The 12,245-nt window shown below is 71.9% G+C and carries 9 protein-coding genes and 1 pseudogene; 5 read left to right on the top strand and 5 right to left on the bottom strand.

The features are described from left to right. Window positions 1–289 (top strand): annotated as a pseudogene (locus PUR53_RS17540) (sulfate adenylyltransferase subunit CysD); the annotation flags it as partial. 2 nt (window positions 290–291) lie between these two features. Beyond that, window positions 292–1,536 (top strand): sulfate adenylyltransferase subunit 1, encoded by a 1,245-nt coding sequence (locus PUR53_RS17535; protein ID WP_329908816.1) that lies wholly within the window; start codon window positions 292–294, stop codon window positions 1,534–1,536. Here the strand turns inward: PUR53_RS17535 and PUR53_RS17530 are convergent. Together PUR53_RS17530 and PUR53_RS17525 are read right to left on the bottom strand one after the other, a co-directional pair. Further along, entirely contained in the window at window positions 1,533–3,908 is a 2,376-nt protein-coding gene (locus tag PUR53_RS17530; protein WP_329908814.1) for a bifunctional salicylyl-CoA 5-hydroxylase/oxidoreductase, read from the bottom strand. The genes PUR53_RS17535 and PUR53_RS17530 overlap by 4 nt on opposite strands. After that, on the bottom strand, window positions 3,908–4,735 hold the full coding sequence (locus tag PUR53_RS17525) for an enoyl-CoA hydratase family protein (protein WP_329908813.1): 828 nt from the start codon (window positions 4,733–4,735) through the stop codon (window positions 3,908–3,910). The genes PUR53_RS17530 and PUR53_RS17525 overlap by 1 nt, the downstream gene beginning before the upstream one ends. A gap of 322 nt (window positions 4,736–5,057) precedes the next feature. On the opposite strand from PUR53_RS17525, the gene PUR53_RS17520 reads away from it, so the two are divergent. After that, the gene (locus PUR53_RS17520; RefSeq protein ID WP_391809110.1) at window positions 5,058–5,510 is read left to right on the top strand and encodes an ATP-binding protein; all 453 of its coding nucleotides are present in this window, start codon (window positions 5,058–5,060) and stop codon (window positions 5,508–5,510) included. Between the two features lie 129 nt (window positions 5,511–5,639). Here the strand turns inward: PUR53_RS17520 and argF are convergent, their stop codons facing one another. Together argF and PUR53_RS17510 are read right to left on the bottom strand one after the other, a co-directional pair. Next, window positions 5,640–6,647: an ornithine carbamoyltransferase gene (gene argF / locus PUR53_RS17515; protein ID WP_329900364.1), complete on the bottom strand. Its 1,008-nt coding sequence runs from the start codon at window positions 6,645–6,647 to the stop codon at window positions 5,640–5,642. Between the two features lie 137 nt (window positions 6,648–6,784). Continuing rightward, a complete protein-coding gene (locus tag PUR53_RS17510) occupies window positions 6,785–8,008 on the bottom strand; it encodes an arginine deiminase (protein WP_329908812.1) in 1,224 nt (407 codons plus the stop codon). A gap of 146 nt (window positions 8,009–8,154) precedes the next feature. Here PUR53_RS17510 and PUR53_RS17505 point away from each other — a divergent pair, with 146 nt between their 5' ends. Both PUR53_RS17505 and PUR53_RS17500 read left to right on the top strand, forming a co-directional pair. Further along, window positions 8,155–9,228 (top strand): SPFH domain-containing protein, encoded by a 1,074-nt coding sequence (locus PUR53_RS17505; protein ID WP_329900362.1) that lies wholly within the window; start codon window positions 8,155–8,157, stop codon window positions 9,226–9,228. Then, the gene (locus PUR53_RS17500) at window positions 9,225–10,124 is read left to right on the top strand and encodes a hypothetical protein (RefSeq protein WP_329908811.1); all 900 of its coding nucleotides are present in this window, start codon (window positions 9,225–9,227) and stop codon (window positions 10,122–10,124) included. Before PUR53_RS17505 ends, PUR53_RS17500 begins: the two co-directional genes overlap by 4 nt. Window positions 10,125–10,358: 234 nt before the next feature. Here PUR53_RS17500 and uppS read toward each other — a convergent pair whose 3' ends face one another. After that, window positions 10,359–12,185: a polyprenyl diphosphate synthase gene (uppS, locus tag PUR53_RS17495; protein ID WP_329900360.1), complete on the bottom strand. Its 1,827-nt coding sequence runs from the start codon at window positions 12,183–12,185 to the stop codon at window positions 10,359–10,361. Between the last annotated feature and the right edge of the window lie 60 nt (window positions 12,186–12,245).

Genomic DNA, 12,245 nt, shown 5'->3' with positions numbered 1-12,245 from the left:
GATCTACTTCGCCCACGAGCGCGAGGTGTTCCAGCGGGCCGGGATGTGGCTGACCGCCGGCGAGTGGGGCGGGCCGCGCGCGAACGAGACCGTGGAGAAACGGCGGGTGCGGTACCGGACGGTCGGCGACATGTCGTGCACAGGTGCCGTGGATTCGGACGCGGTGACGCTCGACCAGGTCATCGCCGAGATCGCCGCCTCCCGGCTCACCGAGCGGGGTGCGACCCGCGCCGACGACAAGATGTCCGAGGCCGCGATGGAAGACCGTAAGCGCGAGGGGTACTTCTAGCCATGAGCACGCTCACCATCGACACTCTGCGCTTCGCGACGGCCGGGTCGGTCGACGACGGCAAGTCCACCCTGGTCGGACGGCTGCTGCACGACTCCAAGTCGATCCGCACCGACCAACTGGAGGCCGTGGAACGGGTATCGGCCGGTCGTGGGCTGGAAGGCCCGGATCTCGCGCTGCTCACCGACGGCCTGCGCGCCGAGCGGGAACAGGGCATCACCATCGATGTGGCCTACCGCTACTTCGCCACCGCCCGCCGCCGGTTCATCCTCGCCGACACCCCCGGCCACGTGCAGTACACCCGCAACATGGTCACCGGCGCCTCCACCGCCGAGCTGGCGATCGTCCTCGTCGACGCGCGCAACGGGGTCGTCGAGCAGACGCTGCGGCACGCCGCCGTGGCGGCGTTGCTGCGGGTGCCGCACGTCGTGCTGGCCGTCAACAAGATGGACCTCGTCGGGTACGAGGAGCGGGAGTTCCGGCGGATAGTCGAGGACTTCACCCGGCACGCCGACGCACTGGGGTTGTCCGGTTTCACGTCGACCCCCGTCTCGGCGCTCGTCGGTGACAACGTCGTCGACCGCTCCGGGCGGATGGACTGGTACGACGGTCCGGCACTCCTGGAGTTCCTGGAGACCGTGCCGGTGGGGGTGGAAGCGACGGACGCCCCGGTCCGCTTCCCCGTGCAGTACGTGATCCGGCACGGCGAAGTCCGGTACTACGCTGGGCAGTTGGTGTCCGGAACTCTGCGGGTCGGTGACCGGGTGACCGTCCATCCGTTCGGCGAGACCTCCGAGATCACGGGCATCGACGTCCTGGGCGAGGCGGCGGAGGCCGCGTACGCGCCGCAGTCGATCAGTGTGCGGCTGGCGGACCAGCGGGACGTGTCGCGCGGGGACATGATCACGAGGGCCGGGCCCGACGCGCCGACGCTCACGCAGGACGTCCACGCCGCCGTCTGCCACCTGGCAGAGCGGCCCCTGCGGGTGGGGGACCGTGTACTGCTCCGGCACACCACCCGCACCGTCAAGGCCGTCGTCAAGGACCTCGGCGGACACTCCGAACTGACCGAGCTGACCGAGCTCACCACGAACGACCTCGGTCGGATCGTCCTGCGCACGGCCGAGCCGTTGGCCCTGGACGACTACACGGCGGTCCGGCGCACCGGCGCGTTCATCCTGGTCGACCCGGCGGACGGCGCGACCCTGACGGCGGGCATGGTGGACCTCTCCCGACCCCCGGCCTAGGACAGGGTGAGCCGGGGCTTGGGGGCGTCGGTGCGGCCCGTGTTGGGGCGGCGGCTGCCGGCACGGTAGGGGGCGGGCCAGGGCGCGCCCGGTCCCTCGTAGCCCTGTTCGGCGGCCGCGTGGAGCGTCCAGTGGGGGTCGTAGATGTGCGGGCGGGCCAGGGCGCAGAGGTCGGTGCGGCCGGCCAGGATCAGGGAGTTGACGTCGTCCCAGGAGGAGATGGCGCCGACGGCGATCACCGGCACCCCCACCTCGTGTCGGATGCGGTCCGCGTACGGGGTCTGGTACGAGCGGCCGTACTCGGGCCGCTCGTCGGCGACGACCTGCCCCGTCGAGACGTCGATCGCGTCGGCGCCGTGCGCGGCGAACGCGCGGGCGATCTCGACGGCGTCCTCGGCGGTGGTGCCTCCGTCCGCCCAGTCGGTCGCGGAGATACGGACGGTCATGGGCCGCTCCTCCGGCCACACCGCCCGTACGGCGTCGAAGACTTCGAGCGGGAAGCGGAGCCGGTGGTCGAGGGAGCCGCCGTAGCGGTCGGTGCGGCGGTTCGTCAGCGGCGAGAGGAAGCCGGAGAGCAAGTAGCCGTGCGCGCAGTGAAGTTCGAGGAGGTCGAAACCGCTGCGGGCCGCTCTGAGCGCGGCCGACGTGAACTGCTCCCGGATGTCGGTGAGTTGGGCGCGGGAGAGCGCGCGCGGCGTCTGGCTGCCCGGCCTGTACGGGAGCGGGGAGGCCGCCGCCAGGGGCCAGTTGCCGGTGTCCAGGGGCTCGTCGATGCCCTCCCACATCAGCTTGGTCGAGCCCTTGCGGCCGGAGTGCCCGAGCTGCACGCCGACGGCCGTGCCCGGTGCCTGCTCGTGCACGAAGGAAACGGTGCGCCGCCAGGCTTCGGCCTGCCGGGTGTTCCAGAGCCCGGCGCAGCCCGGGGTGATCCGCCCCTCGGGGCTGACGCACACCATCTCGGTCATCACGAGCCCGGCACCGCCGAGGGCCCGGGCGCCCAGATGGACGAGGTGGAAGTCGCCGGGGACACCGTCGGTCGCCGAGTACATGTCCATCGGGGAGACGACGACCCGGTTGCGCAGGGTCAGCCCGCGCAGCCGGAAGGGGGTGAACATCGGGGGTGTGCCGGGCGGGCAGCCGAACTCCCGCTCCACCGCGCCGGTGAAGCGCGCGTCGCGCAGGCGGAGGTTGTCGTGGGTGACGCGGCGGCTGCGGGTGAGGAGGTTGAAGGCGAACTGCCGGGAGGGCTGGTCGAGATGGAGCCCGATGTTCTCGAACCACTCCAGGCTGGCCCGCGCCGCGCGCTGGGTGGAGGCGACCACCGGGCGCCGCTCCTCCTCGTACGCCCTCAACGCCCGTTCCTGGTCTGGCTGTTCCTCCAGACACGCGACCAGCGCGAGCGCGTCCTCGACGGCCAGCTTCGTACCGGAGCCGATGGAGAAGTGCGCGGTGTGCGCGGCGTCGCCGAGCAGGACCAGGTTGCCGTGCGACCAGCGCTCGTTGACGACCGTGCGGAACGTCGTCCAGGTGGAGTTGTTGGAGCGTAGGGGCCGTCCGCCGAGCGCGTCCGCGAAGAGTTTCGCGCACCGCTCGACCGACTCCCGCTCGTCCGCCCGGTCCAGCCCGGCGGCCCGCCACACCTCCTCGCGCATCTCCACGATGACGGTGGACGCGTCCGGCGCATATGGGTAGCCGTGGAGTTGTGCCACGCCGTGCTCGGTCTCGGCGATCTCGAAACGGAACGCCTCGAAGGCGAAGTCGGCGGCGAGCCAGATGTGACGGCAGCGGTGCGTCTCGACGGTCGGCCGGAACACCTCCGCGTACGCCTCGCGCGTCGCGCTGTGCACGCCGTCCGCCGCGATGACCAGGTCGTACGTCTCGCAGAGCCAGGACGGGTAGGGGGCCTCGGTGCCGAAGCGGAGGTCCACGCCGAGGGCGCGGCAGCGGGCGTGCAGGATCTGGAGGAGGGTGCGGCGGCCCAGGGCGGCGAAGCCGTGTCCTCCGGAGGTGTGGCGGGTGCCTCGGTGGACGATGTCGATGTCGTCCCAGCGGGTGAAGTGGGCTTGTAGGGCCTCGTAGACGGCTGGGTCGGCGTGTTCTATGCCGCCGAGGGTTTCGTCGGAGAGGACTACGCCGAAGCCGAAGGTGTCGTTCGGGGGGTTGCGTTCCCAGACGGTGATGTCGCGGGTGGGGTCGAGGCGTTTGAGGAGGGCGGCGGCGTAGAGGCCGGCTGGGCCGCCGCCGATGATCGCTATTCGGGTGGGGTGGTTGAGGTGCTCTGGCGGCTGCGGGTGCGTCGTGGCTGGTCGCGCGGTTCCCCGCGCCCCTGGGGTGGCTGCACCTGAGGTCGGTATGACCGTTGAGGGCGGCATCAGTGGCCCTGCCATTTCGGGGGGCGTTTTTCGGTGAATGCCGTGTGGAATTCCTTGTAGTCCTCGCCGGTCATCAGGAGGGCCTGGGTCGACGCGTCGAGTTCCACGGCGGCCGACAGGGGCATGTCCAGCTCGGCCGTCAGCAGGGCCTTCGTCTGGGCCTGGGCCAGGGCCGGGCCCTCGGCCAGGCGGCGGGCCAGGGTGTGCGCGGCCTCGTCGCCGCTGCCCTCGTCGGTGAGCTGGCTGATGAGGCCGATGCGTTCGGCCTCGGCGGCGCGGACGGGGTCGCCGAGCATGAGGAGGCGGGTGGCGTGGCCGAGGCCGACGACGCGGGGCAGGAGGTAGGCGGCGCCCATGTCCCCGCCGGAGAGCCCCACGCGGGTGAAGAGGAAGGAGAAGCGGGCGGTGGGATCGGCCACCCTGAAGTCGGCGGCCAGGGCCAGGACCGCGCCGGCGCCTGCCGCCACGCCGTGCACCGCGGCGATCACGGGGAAGGGGCACTCGCGGACGGCCCGTACGACCTGTCCGGTCATCCGGTTGAAGTCGAGCAGCTGGGCGGTGTCCATGGCGAGGGTGACGCCGATGATCTCGTCGACGTCGCCGCCGGAGCAGAAGCCGCGGCCGGCGCCGGCCAGCACCAGGGCCCGTACGGACCTCTCCCGGGAGAGCTCTGCGAGCAGGTCGCGCAGGTCGGCGTAGGCGCCGAAGGTGAGGGCGTTCAGCTTCTCGGGGCGGGCGAGGGTGACGGTGGCGACGCCGTCGGTGATCTCGCACCGCAGATGCCGCCAGTCGGAGGTGCGGGCGGCGGAGCCGGTGAAGGGACTCATACGGGAGGCCTCCTCGGGGGCTGCCGCGGTGCCGCGGCTCCTTCCCCACCTCACGAAGTTATCACCGTTATCTGACTGTCGTCACGAGTGCGCGATAGGTCGATCGGGCCGCTGCGGGAAGGGGCCGACGGGGCTCCGTGACTCGGTCACGGACGTTCGACAAGCCGGTAACGGCGGGCTCGGTCGGGCGCGGCCGGACGTTGGCGTGGGTAGACCGCCGTCAACGGGGCCGACGGTCCCCCGCGGCGCCCGCCGAGCGGCTTCGCCGGTCCGCGCCGTACCATTCGTCACGTTGAAAGCAGGACGAGCCATGACCTGCTCCATGAACGGATCAGCCACCTTGCAAGAACCCTCCGCCCCCGCCTCCTGGCGCATCGCGCTGCCGCACACCGCCGCGGCCGTGCCCGTGGCCCGCGCGCTGGTGCGGACGGCGCTGACCGAGCTGGAGCACGGGGCGGACTGCGACACGGCGGAGCTGCTCACCGCGGAACTGGTCGCGAACGCGATCGAGCACGCCGCCGGGGAGGGCCCGATAGAGCTGGTCGTCGAGCTGGTGCCGAGCGGCTGCAAGGTGGAGGTCCACGACCCCGACCCCGCTCCCCCGGGCGACCTCACCACCCCGGGACACCTCGACCCCGATCCCTGGCAGGAGCACGGCCGCGGTCTGCTGCTGATCCGGGCCCTCAGCTCCGCCTGCGGCCACCGCCCCACGGACTCCGGCAAGGCGGTGTGGTTCCGGTTGCCGACGGTGCCGCCGCAGCGCCGCCACGCGTAGTCGTCGGCACCAGCACAGCGCCGCCACGCGTAGTCGTCGGCACCAGCACAGCACCGCCACGCATAGTCGCCGGTACCGCCACAGCACCGCCACCCGTGGTCCCCGGCCCGGCGTCGCCGGGCGTCGGCCTCAGGCCAGGGTCGCCACCAGGATCGCCTTGATCGTGTGCAGCCGGTTCTCCGCCTCGTCGAAGACGACGGAGTGCGACGACTCGAACACCTCGTCCGTGACCTCCAGCGAGTCCAGTCCGTGCAGCTCGTGGATCTCGCGCCCCACCTTGGTGCCGAGGTCGTGGAAGGCCGGCAGGCAGTGCAGGAATTTGACGTCCGCGTTGCCGGTGGCCCGCAGCACGTCCATGGTCACGGCGTACGGGGAGAGCGCCCCGATCCGCTCGTCCCAGACCTCCTTGGGCTCACCCATGGAGACCCACACGTCGGTGGCGACGAAGTCGGCGCCCTCGACCCCGTCGTGGATGTGCTCGGTGAGGGTGATCCGCGCGCCGCTGATCTCGGCGAGCTTGCGGGCGTGGATGACGATCTCCTCGGTCGGCCAGTAGGCCTGCGGGGCGACGATCCTCACGTCCATCCCGAGCAGGGCCCCGGTCACCAGGTACGAGTTGCCCATGTTGAAGCGGGCGTCGCCGAGGTAGGCGAAGACCATCTCGTCCAGCGGCTTGTCGCTGTGCTCGGTCATGGTCATCACGTCGGCCAGCATCTGGGTGGGGTGCCAGTCGTCGGTGAGGCCGTTGTAGACCGGCACTCCGGCGTACGCCGCCAGCTCTTCGACGTTCGCCTGACTGTCGCCCCGATACTCGATCGCGTCGAACATCCGGCCGAGCACTCGTGCGGTGTCCTTGACGGACTCCTTGTGGCCCATCTGGGAGCCGGTGGGGTCCAGGTACACGGTACGGGCGCCCTGGTCGGCCGCGGCGACCTCGAACGCGCAGCGGGTGCGCGTCGAGGTCTTCTCGAAGACGAGCGCGATGTTCTTCCCCCGCAGGTGCTGGGTCTCCCTCCCGGCCTTCTTGGCCGCCTTCAGCTCCACGGCCAGCTCGATCAGCCCGCGGAACTCCTCCGCGGTGAAGTCCAGCTCCTTGAGGAAGTGGCGCCCGGCGAGGGCGTGGGGAACGGTCGCCATGGGGCGCTCCTGGGTCGACGGGACAGGGGACAGCGATAGGAAGACTGGAAGTCTATACGATGTTCCACATTTCTATACAGCCCCCTCCTGGCGCCCTCCCGGCTGGATCCAGCGGGGATACGGGGACGCGCGGATCCCTACACCGCCGATCTCTCGACCGGGCAGCTCATGCAGCGTGGCCCGCCCCTCCCCCGCCCCAGCTCGCTGCCCGGGATCTCGATCACCTCGATGCCCTGCTTGCGCAGATGCGTGTTGGTGGTGGCGTTGCGCTCGTAGGCGACGACGACGCCGGGCTCGACGGCGAGGACGTTGCAGCCGTCGTCCCACTGCTCGCGTTCGGCGGCGTGGACGTCCTGGGTGGCGGTGAGCACCCGGATCGCGTCGAGACCGAGCGCGGCGGCGATCGCGCGGTGCATGTGCTCCGGCGGGTGGTCGGTGACCTTGAGCTCCTTCTCGCCGACGCCCGGTTCGATGGTGTACGAGCGGAGCATGCCGAGGCCGGCGTACTGGGTGAAGGTGTCGCCGTCGACCATGGTCATGACGGTGTCAAGGTGCATGAAGGCCCGGCGCTTGGGCATGTCGAGGGCCACGATGGTCTGCGCGGAACCGGCGGCGAAGAGCTTGTGCGCGAGCATCTCGACGGCCTGCGGGGTGGTGCGCTCGCTCATGCCGATGAGGACGGCCCCGTTGCCGATGACGAGGACGTCGCCGCCCTCGATGGTGGACGGGTAGTCGGCCTGACCCTCCGACCAGGTATGGAACGTCTCGGCGCGGAACAGCGGATGGTGCCGGTAGATCGCCTCGAAGTGGACGGTCTCGCGCTGACGGGCCGGCCAGCGCATGGCGTTGATGGAGACCCCGTCGTAGATCCAGGCGGAGGTGTCGCGGGTGAAGAGGTGGTTGGGGAGCGGGTCGAGGAGGAATTCGTCCAGTTCCATGACGTGGAAGCGGACGGAGGCCGGCTCCATGTGCGCGTCGAGGAACTCGCGTTTGGTCATGCCGCCGATCAGCGCCTCGACCAGCTCGCGCACGGGCAGCGACTCGAAGGCGGCCCTGAGGTGGTCCGTGGCGAGCGGGCCGTACTCCTTCTCGTCGAAGACGCGGTCGAGGACGAGTTGCCGGGCCTCGGGAATCCGCATGACATCGGTGAGGAGGTCGCCGAAGAGGTGGACGGCGACGCCTCGGTCACGCAGCACGTCGGCGAATCCGTCGTGCTCGGCGCGCGCCCGGCGCACCCACAGCACGTCGTCGAAGAGCAGCGCGGTCTTGTTGCTGGGGGTGAGCCTTTTGAGCTCAAGATCCGGCCGGTGCAGGATGACGCGGCGCAGACGCCCGGCCTCGGAGTCGACATGGAATCCCATGCCCTCATCCTGACCATTCGGGCGCGTGTTCACCCACCGGTCGGCCGAATCGAAGTCCTTTCGCCGCTTCTATTGCGTCCTCTTGACGATAAGTAGGTCTCGCCATTATCGTCTAAGTGACATTAACCGCAGGAGGGGGATCATCCATGGCCGACATCACCAGACGGCTCGGCTGGCGGCATCTGCGCGGGGCGCCCACCGCGCACATCCGTCACCACCGCTCCGGGCGGCTCGCGCACGACGGCCCGGGGCTGAGCTTCTGGTACCGGTCGCTGAGCGCCGCGCTCTCCGAGATCCCGGTGGACGACCGGGAGCTTGCGATGACCTTCCACGCCCGTACGTCCGACTTCCAAGACGTGGCGGTGCAGGCGACGGTGACGTACCGGGTGAGCGACCCGGCGACCGCCGCCGCCCGGCTCGACTTCTCCATCGACCCCGACACGGGGGTCTGGCGCGGTGCTCCCCTGGAGCAGTTGTCGACCCTGCTGACCGAGACGGCCCAGCAGCACGCGCTGGACGTCCTGGCCCGTACGACGCTGGCCTCGGCCCTCGTCGACGGGGTCGCGGCGGTCCGGGAGCGGGTGGCGGACGGGCTGGCGGCCGAGCCACGGCTGCCGGCCACCGGGATCGAGATCGTGGCCGTCCGCGTGGTGGCGCTGCGGCCCGAGCCCGAGGTGGAGCGGGCGCTGCGCACACCGGCGCGGGAACAGATCCAGCAAGAGGCCGACCGGGCGACGTACGAGCGCCGGGCCGTGGCCGTCGAGCGGGAGCGGGCCATCGCCGAGAACGAGCTGGCCAGCCAGATCGAACTCGCCCGCCGCGAGGAGCAGTTGGTCGAACAGCGGGGCACCAACGCGCGGCGGGAGGCGGAGGAGAAGGCCGCGGCGGACGCGGTGAAGGCGGGTGCGGAGGCGGCGCGGAGTGTGAAGCTGGCGGAGGCCGAGGCGGTGCGGCAGGTGAAGCTGGCCGAGGCGGAGGCGCGGGCCGCGCGGGAGGTGGGGGCGGCGCGGGCCGAGGCGCAGGCGGCGTGGCTGCGGGTGCACGCCGAGGTGGACGCGGCGACGCTGCACGCGCTGACCGGGGCCCGGCTCGCGGAGAACCTGCCGCGGATCGAGAGCGTGACGGTGTCGCCGGACGTACTGACCGGACTGCTGGCCAGGCTCGGCGGCGGGGCGGGCAGCGGCGGCGGATCAGGTAGCGGCGGCGAGGGCTCGGCGTGAGTCTCGCGCCGCGGGTGGTGCTGGTCCATCGCACCACCGAGTACGAGGAGTTGGTGGCCCGGCACGGTACGCACGGGCAGGCCGCCTTCTTCCTGCGCTCTCGGGGGCGGGACATCGAGGACGTGGCCGAGCGGCACCGGCGGGAGCGCGGGGCGCTGGCCGAGGTCACCGCCTCCGTGCCGCTGGCCTGGCGTCAGGCCAAGGTGGAGCGGGGTGACTTGGACCGGTTCCTGTTCGCCCCCGAGGACGTGGTCGTCGTGGTCGGGCAGGACGGGCTGGTGGCCAACGCGGCGAAGTACCTCGCGGGGCAGCCGGTGGTGGGGATCAACCCCGATCCCCGGCGCAATCCGGGGGTGCTGGTACGGCATCTGCCTTCGCACGCGGGGAAGTTGCTGGCCGCCTCGCTCCGGAGCGACTGCTCGGTGGACGAGTTGACGATGGTCGAGGCCGTCGCGGACGACACGCAGCGGCTGGTGGCGCTCAACGAGATCTATCTCGGCGCGGCGGGGCACCAGACCGCCCGGTACCGGCTGGGGCTCGACGGCGACAGGGGTGTCGTCGAGCCCCAGGCCTCGTCCGGGGTGCTCGTGGGGACGGGGACCGGGGCGAGTGGGTGGATTCGGTCCGTCTGGCAGGAGCGGGCGAGTGCGTTGCCCCTTCCGGGGCCTGCGGAAGGTCGTCTGCTGTGGTTCGTGCGGGAGGCGTGGCCGTCTCCGGCGACCGGGACGTCTCTGGTGGCGGGGCAGTTGGGGGCGGGGGGCCGGCTGCGGCTGACGGTGGAGTCGGATCGGTTGATCGTGTTCGGGGACGGGATGGAGGGGGATGCGCTGGAGTTGACGTGGGGGCAGACGGTGCGGGTGGGGGTGGCGGGGGTTCGGTTGCGGTTGGTGGGCTGACGGGGTTTCGCCCCCGCCGCCCCTACCCGTCCCCGTCCCAGGGGCTGCGCCCCTTCGCCCCCCAGGCGTCCGCCCGGTGGGGGCTGGTCGCGCAGTTCCCCGCGCCCCTGAAAGGCCTACGGCCATTTCGGGGCGAAAAAGCAGGGGCGCAGCCCCGCTTTTTCAGGGGCGCGGGGAACTGCGCGAGACGCCCCACGCACCCGCACCCGACAACCCACCCGCGGCCCCGAGTTCCTACTCGGCGCCCTCCGGCGGAGCAGGCGCCGCGCCCTTGCGGCGTTTGCGGTGGGTGTAGGCGGTGATCGCCTCCCACAGGTCGCGGCGGTCCACGTCGGGCCAGGGCTGGTCGGTGAAGTGGAGTTCGGCGTAGTGGGCGTGCCAGGGGAGGAAGTTGGAGGTGCGGATCTCGCCGCTGGTGCGCCAGAGGAGGTCCACGTCGGGCAGGGCGTGATGGGGCAGGTGGGCGGCGAAGAGCTGCTCGGAGATCCGGGCGGGATCGATGTCACCGGCGAGTGCGGCGCGGGCCAACGACGCGCCGGCCTGGGTGAGTTCGGCACGGCCGCCGTAGTTGACGCAGACGTTGAGGGTGAGGCCGGTGCGGTGGCGCGTGGCGTGCTCCTGGGCGCGGAGGACTTCCACCACGTCCTCCGGGAGCCCGTCGGGGGACCCCACCCAGCGCAGGCGTACGTCGTGGTCGAGCAGTTCGCCGTCGAGGAGTTCGGCGCGCATGATCGCGAAGAGCTTGGAGACCTCGTCGGGCGACCGCTTCCAGTTCTCGGTGGAGAAGGCATAGACCGTCAGATGGGCGAGGCCGATCTCCAGCGCGCCCTGGACGACGTCGCGCAGGGCGACCGCTCCGGCGCGGTGCCCCTCGTCGCGGGGCAGACCGAGCCCGGTGGCCCAGCGTCCGTTGCCGTCCATGACGATCGCCACGTGCTGGGGCAGGAGCTCTTCGGCTATGGCCGGTGGGCGGGCTCCGTCGCGGTGCGGGCGCGGCGGCAGCGGCGGCTCGGCGATGCGTGTGACGGGCCGTTCGGGGCCGGCGAGCAGGCCCGGTGCCGAGTCGTCCCCGGTGCCGCCGCGCGGTGACGCGCCGCCGGCCGGCCGCGCCGGGGCGTCGTCCCTGCCGGGCGGCAGCGTCAGCCGCCACACCAGGGCGGCCCGGGCCCGGGCCGGGCCGACGATCCGCCACTGGGTGTGCCGGGGAACGCGTACCGGGCGGTGCAGCACGGCCGAGCCGGAGCGCGCGATCGCGTCCAGCTCCGCGCCGAAGAGTTCGACCGCGGTGTCGAGCACGATGGCGGGGCCCAGCGGCAGCGTGTTCCGCAGCGCCCGGCGGGAGCTCTCCAGCCACTGCCGGGCCTGGTCGACGAGGTGGGCGACCAGCCGCCGGACGGCGGGGGTCCAGGCGCGGGAGACCAACTCGGCCGGGGTGACGCCGAAGCGGTCGAGGACCTCGGTGGGAAACCACACGTGTCCGCCGTCGAGGTCCTCGGGGAGGTCACGGAGCATGTCGGCGAGGAACAGACCGTCCACGAACCGGGTGAAGCCCGGCAGGTCGCGGAGCCGCACGGGGACGGGCAGTCCGGAGCGGACCAGCATGCGCATCAGCTGTTCGGGCCAGCTGACGTTCTGGGCGTGGGCACGCTCCCGCCACTCCTGCCAGGTCGCGACGCCCTCGCGGGCCTCGTCGCCCTGGACGGCGTCCAGGGAGCCCAGCAGGTCTCCGAGGTCGAGCCCCCAGTGCCAGACCGCGTCGGTCAGCGCGTGTCGTACCGGGTCGTCGCTGGTCCCGGCGGCCAGGTCCGCCTCCAGCGCGGTCCGCCACTCCTGGAGCCGCCGGCTCCGCTCCTGCGGGGTGCCCTCGGTGGAGTCGAGGAGGTCGTCGGCGGAGGCGAGGGCGGCGTACAGGGCCCAGCACGCGGGGCGCACCGTCGGCGGCATCAGCTGCATCAGGGCGTATTCGGTGGGCCGGGTCGTGCGGACCAGGCGGCGGCACTCGTCGTACGCGGCGTCGAGTGCCGACAGCTCTCGTCCGGACCGTGCGGTGGTGCGACGCATGGGAAACCCCACATACCTTCGACTGGGACCGATGGGACCGACTCGGGTGGCAGCGGTCGC

Origin of the sequence: Streptomyces sp. SP18BB07 (assembly GCF_036322545.1) — a bacterium.
GTDB classification, from domain to species: domain Bacteria; phylum Actinomycetota; class Actinomycetes; order Streptomycetales; family Streptomycetaceae; genus Streptomyces; species Streptomyces deccanensis.
This window is presented reverse-complemented; position numbering and strand designations above follow the sequence as displayed.

Coding starts and splice junctions, on each gene's coding strand:
- PUR53_RS17535 (WP_329908816.1), top strand. CDS start 292: ATGAGCACGCTCACCATCGACACTCTGCGCTTCGCGACGGCCGGGTCG.
- PUR53_RS17530 (WP_329908814.1), bottom strand. CDS start 3,908: ATGCCGCCCTCAACGGTCATACCGACCTCAGGTGCAGCCACCCCAGGG.
- PUR53_RS17525 (WP_329908813.1), bottom strand. CDS start 4,735: ATGAGTCCCTTCACCGGCTCCGCCGCCCGCACCTCCGACTGGCGGCAT.
- PUR53_RS17520 (WP_391809110.1), top strand. CDS start 5,058: ATGAACGGATCAGCCACCTTGCAAGAACCCTCCGCCCCCGCCTCCTGG.
- argF (WP_329900364.1), bottom strand. CDS start 6,647: ATGGCGACCGTTCCCCACGCCCTCGCCGGGCGCCACTTCCTCAAGGAG.
- PUR53_RS17510 (WP_329908812.1), bottom strand. CDS start 8,008: ATGGGATTCCATGTCGACTCCGAGGCCGGGCGTCTGCGCCGCGTCATC.
- PUR53_RS17505 (WP_329900362.1), top strand. CDS start 8,155: ATGGCCGACATCACCAGACGGCTCGGCTGGCGGCATCTGCGCGGGGCG.
- uppS (WP_329900360.1), bottom strand. CDS start 12,185: ATGCGTCGCACCACCGCACGGTCCGGACGAGAGCTGTCGGCACTCGAC.